The sequence below is a fragment of the Staphylococcus auricularis genome (genome assembly GCF_001500315.1).
GTDB classification, from domain to species: domain Bacteria; phylum Bacillota; class Bacilli; order Staphylococcales; family Staphylococcaceae; genus Staphylococcus; species Staphylococcus auricularis.
In genome coordinates this window covers 21,433-43,432 of sequence record NZ_LLER01000006.1, presented here as the reverse complement: position 1 = coordinate 43,432, position 22,000 = coordinate 21,433, and the positions used below count along the sequence as shown (strand labels likewise).

General features: G+C 35.6%; 24 protein-coding genes. 7 read left to right on the top strand and 17 right to left on the bottom strand.

Annotation, left to right across the window (positions count from 1 at the left end; genetic code table 11):
• Positions 1-302 precede the first annotated feature (302 nt).
• From APS80_RS03680 to sosA, 5 genes are all read right to left on the bottom strand, one after another.
• Positions 303-488 (bottom strand): hypothetical protein, encoded by a 186-nt coding sequence (locus tag APS80_RS03680; protein WP_059106959.1) that lies wholly within the window; start codon positions 486-488, stop codon positions 303-305.
• A gap of 630 nt (positions 489-1,118) precedes the next feature.
• Complete coding sequence (locus APS80_RS03675; RefSeq protein ID WP_059106936.1) at positions 1,119-1,358, bottom strand: YneF family protein; 240 nt, start codon at positions 1,356-1,358, stop codon at positions 1,119-1,121.
• Positions 1,359-1,700: 342 nt separating this feature from the next.
• Positions 1,701-3,689 carry a transketolase gene (tkt, locus tag APS80_RS03670; RefSeq protein ID WP_059106935.1) on the bottom strand — a complete coding sequence of 663 codons (1,989 nt, stop codon included), beginning with the start codon at positions 3,687-3,689 and terminating at the stop codon, positions 1,701-1,703.
• Between the two features lie 169 nt (positions 3,690-3,858).
• Entirely contained in the window at positions 3,859-4,098 is a 240-nt protein-coding gene (locus APS80_RS03665) for a DUF896 domain-containing protein (RefSeq protein WP_059106934.1), read from the bottom strand.
• A 93-nt stretch (positions 4,099-4,191) separates the two neighbouring features.
• On the bottom strand, positions 4,192-4,458 hold the full coding sequence (gene sosA / locus APS80_RS03660) for a DNA damage-induced cell division inhibitor SosA (protein ID WP_059106933.1): 267 nt from the start codon (positions 4,456-4,458) through the stop codon (positions 4,192-4,194).
• Between the two features lie 142 nt (positions 4,459-4,600).
• Here sosA and lexA point away from each other — a divergent pair, with 142 nt between their 5' ends.
• On the top strand, positions 4,601-5,224 hold the full coding sequence (gene lexA / locus APS80_RS03655) for a transcriptional repressor LexA (RefSeq protein WP_059106932.1): 624 nt from the start codon (positions 4,601-4,603) through the stop codon (positions 5,222-5,224).
• A 198-nt stretch (positions 5,225-5,422) separates the two neighbouring features.
• Here lexA and APS80_RS03650 read toward each other — a convergent pair whose 3' ends face one another.
• The 3 genes from APS80_RS03650 to rpsN form a co-directional block, all read right to left on the bottom strand.
• Positions 5,423-6,445: a CAP domain-containing protein gene (locus APS80_RS03650; protein WP_059106931.1), complete on the bottom strand. Its 1,023-nt coding sequence runs from the start codon at positions 6,443-6,445 to the stop codon at positions 5,423-5,425.
• Between the two features lie 10 nt (positions 6,446-6,455).
• Entirely contained in the window at positions 6,456-7,433 is a 978-nt protein-coding gene (guaC, locus tag APS80_RS03645; protein WP_059106930.1) for a GMP reductase, read from the bottom strand.
• A 208-nt stretch (positions 7,434-7,641) separates the two neighbouring features.
• Positions 7,642-7,911: a 30S ribosomal protein S14 gene (rpsN, locus tag APS80_RS03640; protein ID WP_059106929.1), complete on the bottom strand. Its 270-nt coding sequence runs from the start codon at positions 7,909-7,911 to the stop codon at positions 7,642-7,644.
• A 442-nt stretch (positions 7,912-8,353) separates the two neighbouring features.
• Between rpsN and rpmG the strand changes: the two genes are divergently transcribed.
• The 3 genes from rpmG to APS80_RS03630 all read left to right on the top strand — a co-directional run bounded on the left by rpmG (position 8,354) and on the right by APS80_RS03630 (position 10,802).
• Positions 8,354-8,503, top strand: a complete 150-nt coding sequence (gene rpmG / locus APS80_RS10555) for a 50S ribosomal protein L33 (protein ID WP_083498155.1) — start codon at positions 8,354-8,356, stop codon at positions 8,501-8,503.
• 314 nt (positions 8,504-8,817) lie between these two features.
• Positions 8,818-10,263, top strand: a complete 1,446-nt coding sequence (locus APS80_RS03635; protein WP_059106928.1) for an amino acid permease — start codon at positions 8,818-8,820, stop codon at positions 10,261-10,263.
• Positions 10,264-10,487: 224 nt separating this feature from the next.
• Positions 10,488-10,802, top strand: a complete 315-nt coding sequence (locus APS80_RS03630) for a hypothetical protein (protein WP_059106927.1) — start codon at positions 10,488-10,490, stop codon at positions 10,800-10,802.
• Positions 10,803-10,943: 141 nt separating this feature from the next.
• Here APS80_RS03630 and APS80_RS03625 read toward each other — a convergent pair whose 3' ends face one another.
• Genes APS80_RS03625 through APS80_RS03610 form a run of 4 tightly spaced genes read right to left on the bottom strand, consistent with a single transcriptional unit; the run spans position 10,944 to position 15,075 of the window.
• Complete coding sequence (locus tag APS80_RS03625) at positions 10,944-11,756, bottom strand: Cof-type HAD-IIB family hydrolase (RefSeq protein ID WP_059106926.1); 813 nt, start codon at positions 11,754-11,756, stop codon at positions 10,944-10,946.
• A 48-nt stretch (positions 11,757-11,804) separates the two neighbouring features.
• Positions 11,805-12,725 carry a homoserine kinase gene (thrB, locus tag APS80_RS03620; protein WP_059106925.1) on the bottom strand — a complete coding sequence of 307 codons (921 nt, stop codon included), beginning with the start codon at positions 12,723-12,725 and terminating at the stop codon, positions 11,805-11,807.
• A 1-nt stretch (position 12,726) separates the two neighbouring features.
• Entirely contained in the window at positions 12,727-13,788 is a 1,062-nt protein-coding gene (thrC, locus tag APS80_RS03615; protein WP_059106958.1) for a threonine synthase, read from the bottom strand.
• Between the two features lie 6 nt (positions 13,789-13,794).
• A complete protein-coding gene (locus APS80_RS03610; RefSeq protein WP_059106924.1) occupies positions 13,795-15,075 on the bottom strand; it encodes a homoserine dehydrogenase in 1,281 nt (426 codons plus the stop codon).
• Positions 15,076-15,263: 188 nt separating this feature from the next.
• Between APS80_RS03610 and APS80_RS03605 the strand changes: the two genes are divergently transcribed.
• Positions 15,264-16,622, top strand: a complete 1,359-nt coding sequence (locus tag APS80_RS03605; protein ID WP_059106923.1) for an aspartate kinase — start codon at positions 15,264-15,266, stop codon at positions 16,620-16,622.
• A gap of 85 nt (positions 16,623-16,707) precedes the next feature.
• Here the strand turns inward: APS80_RS03605 and APS80_RS03600 are convergent, their stop codons facing one another.
• Both APS80_RS03600 and APS80_RS03595 read right to left on the bottom strand, forming a co-directional pair.
• Positions 16,708-17,310 carry a hypothetical protein gene (locus APS80_RS03600; protein ID WP_059106922.1) on the bottom strand — a complete coding sequence of 201 codons (603 nt, stop codon included), beginning with the start codon at positions 17,308-17,310 and terminating at the stop codon, positions 16,708-16,710.
• A 98-nt stretch (positions 17,311-17,408) separates the two neighbouring features.
• Positions 17,409-17,870 (bottom strand): sugar phosphate isomerase family, encoded by a 462-nt coding sequence (locus tag APS80_RS03595; protein ID WP_059106921.1) that lies wholly within the window; start codon positions 17,868-17,870, stop codon positions 17,409-17,411.
• A gap of 194 nt (positions 17,871-18,064) precedes the next feature.
• Here APS80_RS03595 and APS80_RS03590 point away from each other — a divergent pair, with 194 nt between their 5' ends.
• On the top strand, positions 18,065-18,931 hold the full coding sequence (locus APS80_RS03590; RefSeq protein ID WP_059106920.1) for a hypothetical protein: 867 nt from the start codon (positions 18,065-18,067) through the stop codon (positions 18,929-18,931).
• Positions 18,932-19,005: 74 nt separating this feature from the next.
• Here APS80_RS03590 and nucI read toward each other — a convergent pair whose 3' ends face one another.
• Complete coding sequence (gene nucI / locus APS80_RS03585; protein ID WP_059106919.1) at positions 19,006-19,536, bottom strand: thermonuclease NucI; 531 nt, start codon at positions 19,534-19,536, stop codon at positions 19,006-19,008.
• Positions 19,537-19,710: 174 nt separating this feature from the next.
• On the opposite strand from nucI, the gene APS80_RS03580 reads away from it, so the two are divergent.
• Positions 19,711-19,914, top strand: a complete 204-nt coding sequence (locus APS80_RS03580; protein ID WP_059106918.1) for a hypothetical protein — start codon at positions 19,711-19,713, stop codon at positions 19,912-19,914.
• A 314-nt stretch (positions 19,915-20,228) separates the two neighbouring features.
• Here the strand turns inward: APS80_RS03580 and glnA are convergent, their stop codons facing one another.
• Positions 20,229-21,569 carry a type I glutamate--ammonia ligase gene (gene glnA, locus APS80_RS03575; RefSeq protein WP_059106917.1) on the bottom strand — a complete coding sequence of 447 codons (1,341 nt, stop codon included), beginning with the start codon at positions 21,567-21,569 and terminating at the stop codon, positions 20,229-20,231.
• Between the two features lie 20 nt (positions 21,570-21,589).
• Positions 21,590-21,928 (bottom strand): MerR family transcriptional regulator, encoded by a 339-nt coding sequence (locus tag APS80_RS03570; protein ID WP_059106916.1) that lies wholly within the window; start codon positions 21,926-21,928, stop codon positions 21,590-21,592.
• Between the last annotated feature and the right edge of the window lie 72 nt (positions 21,929-22,000).

Here is a 22,000-nt window from a genome sequence, read left to right as displayed (position 1 = left end):
TGTAAGCGCCTCCACCATTTTATTAAAAGTAGATTATCACAAAATGAGTGGAAGCACAATAATTTTTTAGAATATGAACCAATTATATAATTTTTTAATTAGAATAATTATATTGTGGTTTTGAGAAGTGTCAGTAAAAACAAATGCGATTTTTAAAAAAGTGTCTCATAAGTGTCCCATAAAATAGAATTTTGATGGTATGGGTTGGTTCAAGATGTGCTCGTGAATATTACAGTATAACAAACGTCAGTTCTTATGACCTCTCACTGCTTAGATATTGTATATTTTTGTTATATCATTGTTTATAATAATTTAATTGCACATTCGTACAGTTTTTCAGTTGTTTTTAAAGTTAAGTTGTCTATATCACGTTTCCCTCTTCTTACAGAAGATAAAGTGTTTTGACTAATCCCGGTTTCAGCATAAATCTTATATCCAGATATATCACTTTTGATTAACTCAATAATTTTTCTTTTGTAGTCACTCATTTTATCTACGTCCATTCTTCTTTTCTAAATAATAAAAATGTGTCTTTCTCCCAATAAGTAGTAACACTGGTATACTTAAAATTAATAATGATATATAAATGTTTTACACCCCCAAAAAATATTATAAATTTGTAAGGTGGAGCCTCAAAGGCGCCACAGTATTAGTCTTTGTCTTTAGATTTTTTATGTAAATAACCCAGATGCCAAAGCCTAATTTGTTTTGTCGTTCCTGGAATAATCAGTATTGTGACTACTGGGAAATCAAGGAACGATTTTATCATGTCTGGTATAAGTCTTTAATCTCCTTACTCATGACATATAGGATATCAACGTTGTATTTGTAAAAATATTCTGATAATTACAATGTAGATATTCTTCTCAAATATTAGAGTGTAAAAAATATCTGGGCACCCGATGTTGAATATTATTTAAAGTGATATTATCTATCAATTTCAATACTACAATCTACATGGTAGCTTTACCTCATCAGAGAACAAGCTGTGACAAATATTTTAGAGAAAAGTTTTACTAATTTTAATTGAAAAAATTCGTGCCATAATCGTGCCACGGATAAAAATTTAAGGGCTGGGTACCACCTGTACAAGTGCCACTCAGCCCTTAAATGATGCGTTATTTGGATTTTTTAGGTTTTGTATCCATGTTTTTATTCATCATGTTCATCATTTGATTAATTTTCTTTTGAGAAGGCTTTTGACCCATTTGCATCATCATCATACGTAACATTTCTTCGTTAATTGGAGGATTTTTTTTGAGATAATCGAACATATATTTTCTTGCGAGGAAAAAACCACCAGCCAAACCTGCAATAAGTGCTACGATGATAAGTAAAATTGCTAACCAAGTTGCCATAGTTGCACCCACTTTCCTTTTTACATAAACTGTTTGATGATTTATTTTAATATAGTTAAAAGTCAATAAAACTACATTTCAACTTCCGTATTATATCAATGTTTTAAGCTGTTTGTAAAGCGCTGTTCCTATACAAATATAAAAAGTGAAGTGAGCAACACGCCATGTTTATCACATTTTTATACAGTGACTTAGATTACTCTACCTCATGTATAGTTTATGCAATAGGACGTTGCGACTCACTCCACTACTACTATCTCCATTTTAATAGTGATACATACACTGCCATTCACTATTTATAGAAAACATCGCTTCTAACTTATTTTATTTAATATGATGAGCTTAGAATGTTTGTACTTCGTTTAAAATATTTTCTTTAGTAAAGCCATATTTTTCAACGACTAAGTCACCAGGTGCACTTGCACCAAATTCATCGATACCGATGACTTTACCTTCTGTACCGACATATTTATGCCAACCTAGTGAAGCAGCCATTTCAATAGCAACACGTTTAGTTATTTCTTTTGGAAGTACAGAAGCTTTATATTCTTCTGATTGTTGATCGAATGCCTTCCAGTTTGGCATTGATACGACACGTACACCTTTACCTTGTGCATCTAAATCTTTCGCTACATCGATTGCTAATGTCACTTCAGAGCCAGATGCCATTAATAAGTATTCAGGTGTTTGTTCAGATTCGTAAACAACGTAACCACCTTTACGTACACCTTCTTCTACTGTATCTTTTTCAAGATCCATGACGTCTAATTTTTGACGTGTTAACACAAGTGATGTTGGTGTGTTTTCAGATTCAAGTGCCACTTCCCAAGCAACGCGTGTTTCATTACCATCAGCTGGACGAATCACATTCATATTTGGAATGGCACGTAAACCTGCTAATTGCTCGATTGGTTCGTGTGTTGGACCATCTTCACCTACAGCAATAGAATCATGTGTAAAGATAAAGATAGAATTTAATCCCATCAGTGCAGACAATCTAAGTGCTGGTTTTAAGTAGTCACTAAATACGAAGAATGTTGCACCATATGGATGTAATCCACCGTGGACAGCCATACCATTGACTGCAGCACCCATAGCAAATTCACGAACACCAAACCATACGTTTTTTCCTTCTGGTGACGTTTTACTGAAGTCTGTTGCTTCTTTCACACTAGATTTATTTGAACCTGCTAAGTCAGCTGAACCACCGAAGAATGAAGGAACACTTTTACTTAAGACTTGGATGATTTCTCCAGAGTCAGCTCTTGTCGCATTGCTTGAACCTACTTCAAAGTGAGGCAATTCATCTTTGTAATTTGTTGGTAATTGTCTATTCATCGCTTGTTTAAATTCTTCAGCTAATTCCGGATAAGATTCACTGTATTGTTCTACTAATTGATTCCATTTTTCTTCATTTTCATTCGCACGTTTTAACATTGTGTCTTGGAAGATTTCATAGACTTCATCAGGTACATTGAATGTTTGATCTGGATCAAGATTGTATTGTTCAAAAGCTAATTTACGTTCATCAGGTCCAAGTGGTGCACCGTGAACCCCATGTGTACCTTGTTTGTTTGGTGCCCCAAATCCGATGATTGTTTTAACTTCAATAATCGTTGGACCTTCTTGTGATTTAGCAGTTTCAATCGCATTATTGATTTCATCTAAATCATTTCCGTCTTTAACTAAGATATGATTCCAGCCATATGCTTCAAAACGACCTTTAGTATTTTCTGAAAATGCTTTATCTAAATCACCATCAAGTGAAATATCATTTGAATCATATAACACAATGAGTTTGTCCAATTTACTATGACCTGCTAAAGAAGCAGCTTCGTGAGAGATACCTTCCATTAAGTCACCATCTGATGCTAGAACATAAGTATAGTGATCCACAACGTGTGCATCTTCTTTATTGAATTTACCTGCGAGATGTTTTTCTGCAAGTGCCATACCTACAGCCATAGCGAAACCTTGGCCAAGTGGTCCAGTAGTGACTTCTACACCATTTGTATGTCCGTACTCTGGATGTCCTGGTGTTTTAGAACCCCATTGTCTAAATGATTTGAGTTCATCTAATTCTAAACTACCTGAAACATGTAATAAGCTATATAGTAAAGCAGAGCCATGGCCTGCTGATAATACAAATCGATCTCTATTAAAGTAATCTTTAGATTGGGGATTGAAATTTAAATGACGTGTCCATAATGTATAAGCCATTGGAGCTGCGCCCATTGGCAAACCTGGATGTCCTGAGTTTGCTTGTTCTATTGCGTCGATACTCAACGCTCTAATTACATCAATTGCTAGTTGGTCCTTTTCGTTAAACATCTTAATGACTTCCTTTCTATTTGCAAGCTTTCGCTCATTATAACTTAAAATAATATTGATTCCCAATCACTTTCATCATTATATGAGCGCTTACATTTTAGGATTAAATACAGCGGACCGCACCCAGAGCGAATTCTTAGTTCAAGAGTGCGTATCAAAATTCTGATTTTTAATCCTCTTCTTTTTTATCTAATTTATCTTTTACCTTTTTAGGGGTAACGTCATTACCTTCTGGGTCTATCACTCTTGTATTTTCAAGCTGTTCTTTGAAGTTCTTTCTAAATGAAGCAAGATAAGCTTTACGTAATTTAGATTGTTCTTTAGCTTCTGCTTCAGTTAAGCCTTGTTCTTTCTTCTTTTTAGCTAGTTCGTTAATACGATCTAAATCTACGTGATTGTCCTCTGTCATCCTGTTTCCCACCTTATGTTAATCTAATAAAAATATAACAAAAAAGTGACTGAACCAAAATCGTTTCGCTCACTTTTCTTTATCATATCAAGTTTAATCCGATTGTGCAGAGGCCATAACAGGGCGTTCTTCTTTATGAGAGGATGGTTGTTCTGATTTTTGATCTTTATCGTTCGTAGTTGTTCGTTCGTTTTGTTCGCTATCTACATATTGTGTGTTAATTGTATGGTCAGTGACTTCGTACGTTTGTTCTATATTCGCATTTTTGTTCGCACCCACAAGGAAAAGGGTTAAAAAGACTGCAGTAACTAGCATTACGGTGATATACATTTTTATATTGGCTTTATTTATAGATATCATTCAATTTCACTCCTAGAACAATTGTTTGTATTAATAACTTAACAGAACGGGTGTTCTCTGTCAACAACAAAACGAACAAATGTTTGTAAAAGTGTTTCACTCATGCTATAATACAATTAAATAATCATAGGGAGTGCCGAATATGAAAGAATTAACTAAACGTCAAAAGGAAATATTTGAATTTATCCAACACATCGTACAAACGAAAGGTTATCCGCCAAGTGTACGCGAAATCGGTTTGGCAGTTGGACTCGCGTCTAGCTCAACCGTTCACGGCCATTTATCACGCTTAGAAGAAAAAGGATACATCAGAAGAGACCCGACGAAACCACGCGCGATTGAAATTGTTTCTGAAGAAATGGAAGAAGAAGTCAATATGGAAGATACCATTCACGTGCCTGTGATTGGTAAAGTCACAGCTGGTATACCAATTACTGCTGTTGAAAATGTCGAAGAGTACTTCCCACTTCCGGAGCATTTTACTTCTACTCATAACAGCGATATCTTCATCTTAAATGTTGAAGGAGATAGTATGATTGAAGCAGGCATATTAGATGGGGATAAAGTCATTGTTCGCAGTCAAACGATTGCAGAAAATGGGGATATTATTGTCGCCATGACTGAGGAAAATGAAGCAACAGTTAAACGCTTTTACAAAGAAAAAACGCGTTATCGTCTGCAACCAGAAAACAGCGCAATGAATCCAATCTATTTACAAAATGTTTCAGTTTTAGGTAAAGTTGTAGGTTTATTCCGAGAATTATAAATTAAAAGCACGACACTCCAAAAAAATAGGAGGTTGAGCAATGATGCTCAGCCTCCTATTTTTCGTCTTTTTTATTTAAAAGTGTTTTTACTTTTTCCAAGATATCTTCTGTTTGTTCTGTCGTATGATTTTGTTCTATATTCATAATACCTCATCCCTTACCAGATAAAATTACCCGGTTACACAAAAGCTAAACATTTATCCAGTGTAATTTTCAGTCCAATAAGGTTGACGTTTATCATTAAAGTCTACCCCTACGCCAAGTGTACTGAATTGACGTTTTAATATATTTTTACGGTGTCCTAAAGAGTTCATTAAACCTTCATGCGCGTAAATACTACTCATTTGACCGTATGCTAGATTTTCACCTGCTGCATTAAAGTGCCATCCATCATCTTCTAAGCGATCAAATGGCGACTTGCCTGACTGATTTTCATGATCGAAATAGTGATGTTCTGCCATATCTTTACTGTGTTTCCGTGCAGTATTTGAAATGCCTTCTGAATAAGATAATGTATTTAAACCATGTTGGACTCTCTCTGCATTCACTAGATCAAAATTTTGTAATTCAAAGCTTTGTGCTAATGATTGAGAAGGCGCACCATATTGTTGTTGTAGTCGATCTTCCATCTCTTCACTAATCTGTAATAACGACGTTAAATTATTATCGTTATGTTCATCATAAAAGACAGTGGTATAAATGTGATCTTTTAAAAATGTATCGTATTCATCATTATCTTGAAGGTAATTGGCATTCCCTTTTTTGATGCGATCGATAGGATCACCTAAACGAGATCTAACTACAGATTTAGGGGTACCATATTTAATTTTTGATTTTGAAGTAATGATATTTTGATTTGTGTACAGCGCATTAACTTTGTTATCAATATAACTTACCATCACAAATTGTTTATATTCATCTGAATGGTAAGCATACCATTTTGTGCCATATTCATTGGAAGTCACACGCTGTGCTTCACCTAATTTATCTTCAACTTCTTTTTTCGTCATGTTCATTTGTATATTGTTAATCGAAAATGCTTGTTTATCTGGTAATTGTAATGCTTTATCAGTAACTGAACCATTATCAGTCACTTCCATTACTTTATCTTTAACACCTTGTTCCAATTCAATCACGGGTTGTGATTCTTTAATCGGTACAACTAAAAACAATACTAGTAATACAAGTAAATAGAAGATAAATTTTCTAATGGTTAACACCTACTCAGTTCTAGTCTCTGTCGCCGTTAAAAATTGAATTTCTTACGATGACGTAATCCACTTTTCTTAATGAGTTTAAGTCATTACCGCCTGCATATGAGATAGAACTTTGTAGGTCTTGTTGCATTTCAGTTAGTGTATCTTTCAGTGAACCTTTATGTTCTACAAACATTTTTTTACCTTCAACATTTTTATGTTCACTTTTTTGGAATTCAGAAGCGCTACCGACATATTCTTTATATCTCTTACCTTCAAGTTCTACTGTTTCTCCTGGTGATTCCTCATGTGCTGCAAATAGTGATCCAATCATCACCATAGATGCACCAAAACGAATAGATTTCGCTATATCACCATGTGTACGGATACCACCATCTGCAATCATCGGTTTACGTGCGGCTTTACTACATTGGTTGAGGGCTGCGAGTTGCCAACCACCAGTACCGAACCCAGTTTTTATTTTAGTAATACATACTCGACCTGGTCCAATACCTACTTTAGTTGCGTCTGCCCCTGCATTTTCAAGTTCACGAACACCTTCTGGAGTACCGACATTACCTGCAATGACGAAGCTTTCAGGAAGATGTTGTTTAATGTGTTTAATCATATTGATAACTGAATCAGAATGACCGTGAGCAATATCAATTGTGATATATTCTGGAGTGAGGTTTTCGTTTGCAAGTGTTTCGATGAAATCAAATTCTCTAGATTTAACACCTACCGAGATTGAAGCGAACAAGCCTTTATCTTGCATTTTTTTAATGAAAGGTTTTCTCGCTGCTTCATCAAAACGATGCATGATGTAGAAATAGTCATTTTCAGCAAACCATTCTGCCAATGATTCATTCATAACTGTTTGCATGTTTGCGGGTACAACAGGCAATTTAAATGTTTTTGGTCCAAATTTTACTGTTGTATCACATTCAGAACGACTTTGTACAATACATTTATTTGGTATTAATTGAATATCTTCATAATCAAAAATTTTCATTATAGTATGACCCCTTACATTCATAAAGATAAAATGATTTTATACATTGAGAAAGGGACATCATTGATTTGCGCATTGATAAATACGTTGCTTCACATAACAATTTTGTCCCTACCTCAAAGTACTTCTTTATTTGTCTAATTATTTCTCAACACCAATAGATTACTATACAGTGTTTCTTTACGAATGTAAACGATATAATACTAAATTACCAACTTGCTTTTCTTACACCTGGAATTTGGCCTTTGTGAGCGTGGTCACGAAAAGCGATACGTGACATTTCGAATTTTCTCATCACACCTCTAGGACGACCAGTCACTTTGCAACGACGAGTTAAACGTGTAGGTGATGAGTCACGTGGTAATTTTCTAAGTGCTTCGTAATCTCCTTTTGCTTTTAATTCTTTGCGTAATTCATAATATTGGTTGACTAATTGTTCTCTTTTTTGTTCTTTGACTACTTTGGATTTTTTAGCCATAAATAGAAACCTCTCCTTTTAATCGTAATAATTACGTTTTATATCTTAACATATTTTACTGAATGCGCAACAATAAATTTTCTTAACACTTCTATTATAGAGGAGTTACGACCACTAAGCTATGTTTTGATTCATGCCTTATGAAAGTTCATGAATGATTCTCACAGTTACAAAATATTTCTTTTCTACTATTATAATAGTACAAATAATACAAAACGATTAAAATGAACTATGATTATTATCAGCACTTCAAAATTTTTGCTAAATGGAATTCAATATCATAAGAAGTATTAAATGGTAATGTCTAGCTCCAAAATTCATTCGTCCCCTCACGTTTTAACAATATAGATATTGCATTACGATAGGCCATATGGTACAATTCTACTTCGTAAGCAATAATAGTTTAAAATAATGAAATATTGATATGAAAGGGTGTTAAACTATGCGCGTAAATATAACACTTGCTTGTACAGAAACTGGCGATCGCAATTATATCACTACTAAAAACAAACGTAACAATCCAGAACGTCTTGAATTGAAAAAGTATTGCCCAAGATTAGGTAGATATACATTGCATCGTGAAACTAAATAATAAGTTTTTCAAACACTTAATTGAAATAACCTATTATGAGCCTAAGTCACTTTCGTTACATGGTTAGAATCATGTTGAATGATGTTTCAGCTTGATAACCTTGTAACAGAAGTGGCTTTTATTTTTTATTCATTCTACATACGTATTTGATCCAACTTTTTTAGTTTACATATACATCGTTCGCATTATATTCGGAATTTTCTAAACCTTTGGAATTATATTAGCTTTTCTGTAAAAAAACGTTGATTTTAGCACTTAAAATCATTAAACTATAGATTATATTCATTTTCACACAGTATAGGAGACTGATTGTTATGGCACAAAATAATATGAATCGCGGTCTCAATTCACGTCATATCACAATGATAGCAATTGGCGGCGCGATAGGAACTGGACTTTTTGTTGCCACTGGTAATGTCATTTCACAAGCAGGTCCAGGCGGCGCAATATTAGCATATTTAATCATTGGTATTATGCTATATTTCTTAATGTCTACAGTAGGAGAACTTGCTACCTTTTATCCGGTTTCCGGTTCGTTTAGTTCTTACTCAACGCGCTTTGTAGATAAATCACTCGGCTTCACCATGGGCTGGTTATATTGGATCATGTGGATCCTCGTCGCTAGTGTCGATATCATTATCGCGGCGAGCGTTTTAGATTATTGGGAAATTTTCCGCGTTGTCCATCCAGTTGTATGGAGTCTTATCTTTTTAGTTTTATTATTCTTATTAAATATTTTTGGTGTAAGAGCTTTTGGAGAAGCTGAATTCTGGCTATCATTAATTAAAGTCGTAACGATCATAGTCTTTATTGTCGTAGGTATACTCACTATTTTTGGTATACTCGGCGGAAAAACTTATGGTTTCACGAACTATACAATGGGTGAGGCACCATTTGTAGGTGGCTTATCAGGATTCTTAGGCGTCCTTCTCGTCGCCGGGTTCTCAGTCGGTGGTACAGAGATGATTGCAGTAACGGCTGGGGAATCAAATAATCCTCATAAATCCATACCTAAAGCGATCAGACAAGTTTTCTGGAGAATTTTACTCTTCTACATTCTTTCTATCGCAGTGATTGGTGCAATTATTCCTTATAGTGACCCTACTTTATTAAACAAAGATAGCTCAGTAAATCTCAGTCCATTCACTATCGTATTCGATAGAGTAGGTATCGCTTTTGCAGCATCTGTCATTAATGCAGTCATTCTTACTTCGTTATTATCAGCAGCAAATTCAGGGATTTATACAACAAGTCGTATGTTATTCTCAATGTCTGAAGATAAAACAGCACCGAAGTATTTCAGTGTATTAAACAGCAAAACTAAACTACCGGTGAGAGCGCTATTCACAACTTTCATTACCGTTTTACTCGTCATTGTTATCGCACAGTTTAAATCAAATATTGTGTTCGATTTACTTAATATTATCGGATCATTAATCATCATTATCTGGGCATCATGTCTGCTTGCTCAAGCGAGATTAAGACGTGCCATTAAAAAACAAGGTAAAAAAGTTAAGGACGTATTGCCTTACCGTTCTCCATTGTATCCACTAGGCCCGATACTTGTATCAGCGATATTGTTGTTCCTATTTTTCGGTAATTCATTTGGAGCTTTAATGGATGGGGACATCGTCAGTGTCATTAGAAATGTAACGCCGATGTTCATCTTGCTCTTAATCTATCTCGTGCATAAAATGATAAATAAAACAAAAACAGTTAATCTTAATGATATTGATTTAGATTCTAATCATTATCGTTAATGTTATACCCAGTCGAAGCATGGTGTGTCCTATTAAAGTGCGTCATTTTGATCACCAACGTAGGGCCACAACCATTCAGACTGGGTATTTATTTTATTAAAGTACTTTACTTTGTAGTTGCTATTGAAAACGCACTCATTTTATAGCCAATTATTATTTTATCCCTCGGGTTTATATTGTATAATGAGAGTAAGTTAAGGGAGTTTATAGTTGAGGTGAACAAGATGGTCGGACAAACGAATTTATTTGATGATGTATTAAAAACGGAGGAACGTTTCGTAATTGTGGTCCAATCCTTTGAGGAACAAAACAATAGATTACTTAAGAGAACGTTGAGAGAATATGGTAGTTTAGACCATAACCAAATGGAAAACTTATTTTCACATTTAAAAGATGTCTTTTTAGAAGAGCCATTTGAAGAGAATCAGTCTGCGTTTGCGATAACGGTTTATACAAATTTAGATTATGCTGCAGACCAAGTTTATGCACATGTAAAACGCCATCGCGGTAAACATGATTGGACACAAACAGCAAAATAACACGCAAACCTGACAAGTGTTACATATCATTCGTACAACAATAAAGATGAAATAAAAAAAGCATCTACGCTGATGAATGTTCCCAACCCTTTAAAGTTCATGTACTAATAAGGTTAAGAAACAAAGCGCAGATGCTTTTAATTATTCTATTCCTAATTCTTTGAGTGCATGTGGAATACCATCGTCATTGTGACTTAATGTAACTTTATCTGCGATGTCTTTGACTTCATCACTCGCATTATCCATCGCAACACCACAGCCCACTTCTTTTAACATAGAAAGATCATTCGTACTATCCCCAAAAGCTACAATTTCTTCCATAGAAAAATCCAGTTTCTGAGTTAATTGTTGAATCGCATTACCTTTAGAGACATCTTTCGCTATAAATTCTAAAAAGAATGGTTTACTCATAGTGACATCAATGTCATCATTAAAGTGTTGATCTTCCATTGATTGATAAGCTTCTTTGATATTGGATTCATAGCCCACACCTAAAACTTTGGGTACTTCTTCTTGAATATATGCTTTAATATCATCCACCTGTTTCATCGGTAAACCTGTGAGTTCAGATTCGATATTCATATATTCATGTTCACCTTCATAGATGATGTATCCATCTTTGTATGTCGCTTTGAAAAATCCTTGGTCTCGCAAATAATCAATGATTTCGTCATATTGATCTTTATCGATGGTTTGGCTGACTTCGACACTTTCATCAGCAACTTTAATCGTTTGACCACCATTATAACTTATTAGGTAACTACCGAAACGGTCCATTTGTAGATCTCGTGCAGTAGGTAACATACCTTCAGTTGGTCGACCTGAGGCTAAAATTAAGTGATAGCCCGCTTCTTGCACTTTTACTAAATAATCTTGTGTTGCTGAACTGACTTCATTGTCTGAATTAAGTAAAGTATCGTCCATATCTGTGACGATTGCTTTATAGTTACTCATCGTGTTCCCCTCCGTCTGTTATTGTATCACCATCTATTCTACAATAAATCAGCTAGCTGGGTACACTATTTCAGTTACAATACCAGATTCATTAATCGTAACAATCTCAGACGTACACGCCGGAAAGTGGCTTCTCAATGTTCTCACGAGTTCTCCACTATGAGCTTGATGAACCAATGTTAATACTGTTGGTCCCGCCCCACTAATCACTGTCGCATACGCATGCAATGATTTCGCTAACTGTTTAATCTCAGCAAATTCTGGAATAAGTGATTGTCGATACGGTTCATGTAATTGGTCTTGTTCCATCATTTTACCTGCAAGCGTGTAATTGTGTTGGATTAAGACACTGATCATTGTGTTACTGATTGCACTACTCTGTACAGCTTGTTGATGTGTCATTGTCGCTGGTAAGGCTTGTCGTGCCTCTGTTGTTTTAAGCTCATAACTAGGCACCGTAATGACGACATCTACTTTTGGTACATCAATATAAGAAATATCTGTATCCCCTGTCTTTGGATCAAAATAACCTACGACTAACCCACCATAAATCGTAGGTGCAACATTGTCAGGATGACCTTCAAACTCTGTCGCTAGCTGCAACAACTCATATTTAGATAACTGTAACGCGCCAAAATGATTAGCGATATATAATGCTGCGACGAGTGCAGATGCAGAAGAACCTAGGCCTCGAGCCATGGGGATATCACTGCGCATCTCTATATCTAAACATGGTAAGGTAATATCATAACGTGAAGCCACGCGTTGCGCAATTTGGTATATATAGTGCGTCTCGTCATTAGGTAATTCATCCACATTGGGACCTAAGTGCTTAAAGCGCCAACGTTGTTGATCATTACGTTTAGCAGTAATGACTAAAAATTTATTTAATGCCATGCCTATCGAATCAAATCCAACACCTAAATTAGCTGTTGAAGCGGGTACTTTAAGATGCAACACACCTTCCATATTACAGCACACCCTTAATATAATTTAAGATACTTTCTCTATCATTTGCGAGCGGTTGAATTGGATTATCTAGTAGTGAAATCGCCGTGTCAGGGTCTTTCAAACCATTTCCTGTTAATACGGCAACGACACGTTTCCCTTGTGGTAATTGACCCGCGCGATGTAATTTAATTAATCCAGCGATTGATGCATTACTCGCAGGTTCACTAAAGACACCTTCAGTCGATGCTAATTTCTGATAAGCTTCTAATATTTCTTCATCTGTCACGCTATCAATTTGCCCGTTAGATTCTTCGAGGGCTGCTGTCGCTTTATCCCAACTCGCAGGGTTCCCAATACGGATAGCTGTTGCAACCGTTTCAGGATTTTTAACTACTTCATTTTGAACAATCGGTGCGGCACCCGCTGCTTGGAAACCAAATAACTGAGGAAGCCCGCTATTATTTTCCTCGTGATATTTTTTAAATCCTTTCCAGTATGCAGTGATATTGCCTGCATTACCGACTGGAATCGCTAAGATATCAGGTGCTTTTCCATCGAGTTGTTGTACGACTTCAAATGCTCCAGTTTGTTGCCCTTCAATGCGGTATGGATTCACAGAGTTCACAAGTGCAATGTCGCCATCTTTTGCTACTTCTTTAACAATTTCTAATGCTTCATCAAAATTCCCTTCGATTGAGACGATTTCAGCCCCATACATCACTGCTTGAGATAATTTTCCTAGTGCAATCTTCCCTTCTGGAATAACCACAATCGCTTTTAAGCCTGCTCTGGCTGCATAGGCTGCCGCTGAAGCTGACGTATTCCCTGTAGAAGCACAAATCACGACCTTTTTCCCTTCTTCTTTGGCTTTAGCCATCGCAACGGACATACCTCTATCTTTGAAAGATCCTGTGGGGTTCGCGCCCTCATATTTAACATAGAGTTCTATGCCCAATTCTTCAGATAACGCTTTACAATAAATGAGAGGTGTATTTCCTTCATTCAATGTGATATTAGGTGTCTTTTCGCTCACAGGTAAATATGTTTTAAACTCTTCTACTAAACCTTGCCATCTTTTCATCATAATTTAAACCCCTTCGATTGGATATATTTTTTCCACTTTAAATCCTGCTTCTTCGATATATGATTGTGGATCGATATCTATTCCGATAATGAATAGTGCCACTGTTGCTTTATCACGTGTCTTGATATCAAGTGTTTTGTGTATCGGTAACGCTTTTTTAATGGATTGCGTCAACGCTTCAATGTCCTGTCCCTCTGTTTGAATGACTACATAGTAATTTTGTTTTTCTTTAATAGAAATCGCTTGATCACTATCGATTAATGCTTTTGTTTTTTCAGTTTTAAGCTCGAAATGTGGCGGTAACGTATGCAGGTTGGACTCAAATTGTAACGCAACATTTAATAAGTCACTTGCTACCGCACTGCCTGTTGCTAAACTTCCAGCACCTTTACCATAAAACATCGTTTCTCCGACAGCATCGCCGATAACGTAGATCGCATTGTATTCATAATCTACAGCAGCGAGTTGGTGTGATTTATGAATGAGCGTGGGTTCAACGGATGCGGTAACCTTACCTTGATCATACGTTCCTTTCCCTATGAGTTTGATATTACAATCAAAGGCGTCAGCGGTTTCAATATCAGCTAACGCAACCTCTCTAATACCTGTACGTGTGACATCCGCAAGATTAATAACTTGGTTGAATGATAAATAAGAAGTGATGACAACTTTACGTGCAGCATCGATACCTTCGACATCATCTGTTGGATCCGCTTCAGCAAAACCAAGTGCCTGTGCTTCTTCAAGTGCTTGTTCAAACGAAGTATGTTCATGTGTCATTTTCGTTAAAATAAAGTTCGATGTTCCATTCAGGATCCCCATAAACTTATTGATATTGTTAGCATTCAAACCATTATTTATCGCATTCACAATCGGAATACCGCCTGCAACACTCGCTTCATATTTAAGTGCCACACCTTGTTCTTCTGCTAAAGCTTCTAACTCTTTTAAGTGCACAGCAAGTAAATCCTTATTCGCTGTAATGACATGTTTGCTTTGTTGCAATGCTTGTTTTAACCAATCAACAGTCGGTTCTATGCCTCCCATCACTTCAACGACAATATCAACTTCATCATCCGCTAATATTTCATTGATATCTTCTGTGAGGTGATATCGGGAAATATTTATGGGGCGAGATTTATTTTTATCTCGCACTAAAATGTGCTGAATATGTATATCTTTGTTGATCGTTGCTTTAATTTGATCATTATTTTCCTCAATGATTTTCACAACGCCAGACCCCACAGTACCGAGTCCGAGTATCGCTATATTTAATACTTTCATAGTCATTCATCTCCTGTGTTTTTCATAAAAAGACAATTGTACTCTTGATAAATACTTCATAATGGTATAGTATAAGTTCATCCCAAAATTTTGTAAAGTTCGTAATCTTTAGAATACGTACATATACTATCATTATCTAAGTAAAATTGAAATATAATTTTCTGATTTTTTGAAAGGTTGGTCAAATTATGAAAGTAACGAAATTCGCAGGAAGTTCAGTTGTAAATGCAACACAGATCAAGAAAGTCTTAAAGATAATTAACAGCGATTCTGAACGTCAAATCGTCATTGTCTCAGCCCCTGGCAAACGTCATGCAGAAGACATTAAAACCACCGACCTACTCATTCGCTTATATGAAAAAGTATGTGCAAATTTAGATTACACGGCTAAAAAGAACGAAATCCTTCAGCGCTATGGAGATATCATTGCTGAACTAGACATGTCAGATGCCCTGCTATCTACGATGGACGAAACGCTAGAACACTATATTGCGACCTATCGTGATAAACACAATCGCTTGTTAGATGCGTTGCTCTCATGTGGGGAAGATTTTAATGCACAACTCATTGCGAGTTACAATCATAGTCAAGGTATCCCGACGCGTTATGTTTCACCTAAGGAAGCAGGTATTATGGTGACGGATCTACCTCAAAATGCTCAAATCATAGATGAAGCTTATGAAAAGATCTACCAATTGAATGACTATGAGGAAAAATTAATCATTCCAGGCTTTTTTGGTTACTCAAGATCGAATCATATCGTTACATTCCCACGGGGTGGATCTGATATTACAGGGGCTATTATTGCTAGAGGCGTCCGTGCCGAACTCTATGAAAACTTTACGGATGTCTCAGGTATCTTCCGGGCCAATCCAACGGTAATTAAGCATCCTGAGATTATTAAAGAAGTAACTTATCGAGAAATGAGGGAACTGTCTTATGCAGGGTTTGGCGTTTTTCATGATGAAGCGTTACAACCGCTGTATAAAGATAGAATTCCAGTGGTTATTAAAAATACAAATGCACCTGAGGATCCAGGAACTCTAATTCAACATGACCGCGAAATTAATAAAGAAAATGTCATATGTGGGATTAGTTGTGACAAAGGTTTTACTGTGATTAGTGTGAAAAAATATTTAATGAACAAACAAGTAAGTTTTATTAAGAAGATATTGGCAATTTTTGAGGATTACGATATTTCCTTTGATCATATGCCTTCAGGAATTGATAATGTGAGTTTCATAATGAGAACGAGCGCAATTAAAGGAAAAGATAAATTTGTGCTCAATGCGATTCAGAAGAAATGTGACGTCGATGAATTATACATTGATGATAACTTGGCGATCTTAATGATCGTGGGTGAAGGCATGTATAGTACGATTGGTACTGCAAATTGTATTACCCATGCATTAGCTAAAGATCAAATTAATCTAAAAATGATTAACCAAGGTTCTTCAGAGATATCAATGATGTTCGGAATCGATTTAGAAGATGCAGATAAAGCTGTCATTGCAACGTATCAATATTGTTTTTCATCTAAATGTTAGTATAAGCGATAATTTAAAAATAAAATTGACAGAGTGATGTTACAAACGAGAGATGACATGAAAGTCATCTTATGCATCAACTCTGTCATTTAAGTTTATCATCAAGTTTTTCGTGCTCAACCGCCGCTTCAATACGATCTTGTCCTACAACTGTCCGTAAAAGTACGTATTGAAAATAACTTAAGGAATCGATTACTTCACGAAATGAAGGAGGTTGTAACGGTTGAACCATGGGATCTAGTAGTTCATACATCAGTACAATTTCAGGTTTAATGTAATCGACATCCCATTTAAGTGAATGATAATAAATATATTTTTCAGGTAACCGAATATTATCATCCATTCGGAATAACCATTCATCATCTATCACGTCATACACACCGATAGCAATGATGAGTGTTGGACCGTAGTAGATGTTCACGCATCGAAGTGTTTTAACATCCAGCTCATTGAGATCATAACTCGTGCGTTTCGCATCGAATCCTTTAGCATGATATTGATGAGAAATCAGTCTCAACAATTCACCTAAATTAGCACGGCTCACACTGATATCTATTTTTTCATTAATATTAAACGCGTCTTCCATAAATAATAATTTTGCAATTCGTCCCCCAAATTTAAATAACTCACTGCCTTCTTTCAGCAGCTTTGATATAAGATATTGGGAGTTCGATTGTTCCTTTAGCATAATGCAACACTCCTTAGCAAGCGCTTACATTATTATATGCTGATTGTATGATATTTTCAAATAGTTCTTAGTAATTGTTATCATGCATAAATGATATATTATACAGTTAAGTTCCCTATAAAATATTTCCCCTCTTCATGCGAAGTATTGAGATCAGGAGGATAATTTAGTAGCACGTGATGAGCGGCCGATTTAAATAAGTAGGATTGAATTTGTGCCGTTTCGAAGTGATTGCGATATAAATCATCACCTGCTATATAATCAGCGATAAAAAAGTATGTATGTATATTTAGATTATCCAGTGCGGGCATCATTGACATCCCTTCAAGTTGGTGCTGTTCATGATTGACTCTCGCATCTGCAAGAATAATATTAAACGGGGTGTATTTACTCACATATTTGATAATATCAGTCGAATAAGAAAAGCCACTGATGTTAATATTTCTTTCATTCAGTGTATCAATCAATTTATAAGCTGTAGGATGATTATCGAAAACAATGACGTCATCTTCTGAGATTTGCTTCAGTCGTTCGCTTAACAGCTGATCGTGATAACACATGGATGGTCACTCCTATTGAATGTGGTTATTTCTCTATTTTAAAGTATTAAAGAAACAATTCGCAACTGACTTAGTTGATTTCTTTTCGCATTTATATTACTTCCCTCCTGTACCATCATAAAAATGTATTTGACGTCTTGATATTTTAAGATAAAATGAGGTTAATAAATTTTTCAACAGAATGGATGAGCACAATGTTTTTATCTTTTATATTAATAGTTATTATCGTGCTATTAATCATCGCAATCATGATCGAGCACCATGTTTTACAGAACAAATTGGAAACAGAGCAATACGCAAAAAATCAAGTTGTAACAAAGGTACATAGTATTACCGCCGAAAATACAGAATTAAAAAGTCAATTGTTCGATAGCGGTATGGATGCTAACTCTCATCACTATGGCATACGTAAAGCCAAACATGATTTAACTGAGATCTTAAATGGTTTAAAAAATCAGCGTCATATTGCACGTTATGAAATCATTGCAACCGATCGCTTTGCGGTGAAACATCCTTTATTCGAAGATGTACGTCACTTTGATTACATTGTTTTAACAGATAAAGGGATATTTAATTTAGATATCAAACACTGGAAACAAAAAACGTTTTATCATTTTACAGTGGGCGGTAATGATAAGCAACTTTCTGAACAACATCAGGACTTAACAGATGAACAACGTGTAGGTCATTACATCGCCGAACAATATCATAGTCAGTTTAAATCACCGAATGAAGCAACCTACACCTTTGTCGAACAAATTAAAAATAACAAAGTCAGCTATCAATTTTACGATTATGATCCATATGAGAAGGCAAAACAAAGCAACAAAGATATTTCTGAAAAAGTTTCAGCTTATCTTAAACAAAGTATTCCAAGCATTGGGCTTGTCTATTTTACAGATGGCAGTGTCAATATCATTGACGGTGTCTACCGTAGTAATGCCAACACAGAAACATTATCATCATCATCATTGGAACATGTCATAACAGAGACGGTCGATAATCAAACTGAAGCAATATCAAAATCACAATTTGACGATTTGCTACAACACATTCATTAAAATGGATATATACACGAAAAGCGGTTTGAACTATTAGATGTTCAAACCGCTTCTTTATGCAACTACAGATTAACTTAGCTCCATATATTTTTATGTTCGGATTTCGCTTGCTGTTCAGCTTGTTTAAAGACAGATCTATATTTACCATTGGGTGCAAAATATTTTTCTCTCGCAAGGCCTTCTTTTACGAGTTGCTCGTTATATAATGTCTCTTTATCTAACCAAACGTACGCTAATCTTCTGCCATAACGATCTTCTTTTTCTTTATCGTATTCTAAAAAGACATCTTTATCCGTGAGGTTAGACTTCGTGTATTTGGATGCCTCTTTACCATAGGGTTGTACGGGGGTATTCGGTTTTACTGTTTCAGGTGTATCGATGCCAATCAACCGTACTTTAATACGCTCATTTGAATCATCTCTCGCGATAAATGTATCGCCATCAACCACACGTTCTACATGAACTTGTTCACTATTGTCAGGGCCATCTGACGTAGATGAAGCCAGAAATTTAAACGGCCCTGTTTGATTTAAAAATTGAAAACCAAGTACGAGGATGACGATAGCTGCTACAACGATGATTGCTAATTTCTTGTTACCTTTCAACTGGATACCACTCCTATTCACGTTATCGCTTTATCATATAAGACACATACGATAGCGTCAATTCATTTTTTACATCTCAGAAAATTTGTGCAACAAAGTTGTAAAAGCGTCCCTTAAGTGCTTTACTTTTATTGATTTATGCATGTTATAATAAAGGCGATTGGAGTGAAACCATTGAGTATTTGGAAAGAAAATATGATGACGATCATCGCCGTTGTTATCGCAATCATTGTCGGTGTGACGATACAACAAGTTTATGATTTACCATTAATTGTCACAGCGGTCATCTCGCTAGTATTAGGGTTATTCGTCGGCTTTATCGTTAGAACGATTTCTGCAATTGTAGGTAAACATAATGAGAAGAAAAAGAATAAGTAGTACGCTTTCTTATCGACTTGTGATCGTTAATCCCACAAATATATCACAATATTAAATAGCAAGATTAAAACAACTTTACCCTATCTGATGGATAAAGTTGTTTTTATTTATTCTCAACATTTCACTACTCCGTTTAATTTTCCTTTTTTCGTTTAGACATGAAATAACTAATCAATGAAACCGCTAAAATAAAGATAAATATTTTCATGTTAGCACCTCTATAGTTTGATAATGTATAACTTTATTATATCAAAAAAAGACCCAGTTCGCTTTTTAAAGTGAACTGAGCCATTATTCTAACTAGCATTGCGCCATTAATATTGTTTCATATATTGTTCGCGTTCCCATTCAGAAACTTGCGTTCTGTAATAATCCCATTCTAGTGATTTAGAATGAATGAATTGGTTGTAAATATGATCTCCCATCGCTTTTTTAATTGTTTCGTTACTGCGCATTGCTTTAAGTGCTGTATAAAGTGTTGATGGTAAATCTTCTACACCGATAGATTCTCTTTCTTCACGGTTCATTTCATAAATATTTTGGTTTACAGGTTCAGGTACTTCTAATTTATTTTTAATACCATCTAAACCAGCTTCTAAAATTGCAGCAAGCGCCATGTAAGGGTTGGCTGCAGGGTCAACAGAACGGATTTCTACACGTGTAGATAAACCTCTTGAAGTTGGTACACGAACGAGTGGTGAACGGTTTTTACCGCTCCATGCAATGTAACAAGGTGCTTCGTAACCAGGTACTAAACGTTTGTATGAGTTCACGAGTGGGTTACAAACGGCTGTGTAACCACGCGCATTTTTAAGTATACCAGCGATGAAATGATAAGCATCTTTTGTTAATTGTAAGTCACCGTCTGGATCAAAGAATGCATTTTCTTTACCTTTGAAGAGTGACACGTTAAAGTGCATTCCGCTACCATTCACGCCATATAATGGTTTAGGCATAAATGTCGCATGAAGGTTATGTTTACGTGCGATGGTTTTAACAACCAATTTAAATGTTTGAATGTTATCACAAGCTGTTACTGCATCTGCATATTTGAAGTCGATTTCGTGTTGCCCTGGTGCAACTTCGTGGTGACTTGCTTCGATGTCAAAGCCCATATCTTCAAGCTCTAACACGATATCACGACGACAGTTTTCACCTAAGTCTGTTGGTGCTAAGTCGAAGTAACCACCGTCATCATTGAGTTCTAATGTAGGTTCACCTTTTTCATCTAATTTGAATAAGAAGAATTCTGGTTCAGGTCCTAAGTTTAAATCTGTGAATCCAAGATCTTTCATTTCTTTGAGTACACGTTTTAAGTTAGAACGTGGATCCCCTTCAAACGGTGTGCCGTCTGTTTTATATACGTCACAAATTAAACGCGCAACTTTTCTTTGACCTGCTGTCCAAGGGAAAATAACCCAAGTATCAAGATCTGGACAGAGATACATATCAGATTCCTCAATACGTACGAAACCTTCAATGGATGAACCGTCAAACATCATTTCATTATCTAAAACTTTTTCTAACTGACTTACAGGAACTTCCACATTTTTAATTGTTCCTAAAATATCAGTGAATTGTAAGCGTAAATATCTTACATTTTCTTCTTTTGCAAATTTTCTAATATCATCTTTTGTAAAAGTAGTCTTTGGCATGTGTTACTTCCTCCAGTGATTTAGTGTATAAAGCGTGACAGGTCACCACGATTAATCGGTGTGGACTGACTAAGTGGCTTTTGAGTCGCCTCTACAAACATTTGTTTTCTGAGTTCTTTTTCATCTTTAGAGAGATGTTCATGTTCCTCATTAATGATTTGTTTCACTGTTTTCATATTAAATCCTTTTTCCATCAGCTGTTTGATATGTAACAGTTGTTCAACATCATTAAGTGAAAAGAGACGCTTATTACCTGCAGATCTTTCTGGTTTAATAAGTTCAAAAGTTTCATAATATCGTATTTGTCGTGCTGAAAGTTCTGTCAATTTGCTTACAATACTCATAGAGAACACGGCCATATTCCGTCTTAAACTATCTCGGGACTGCAACAACCTCACCTCTATTCTGAACTTATGTTTAATTTAGCACAC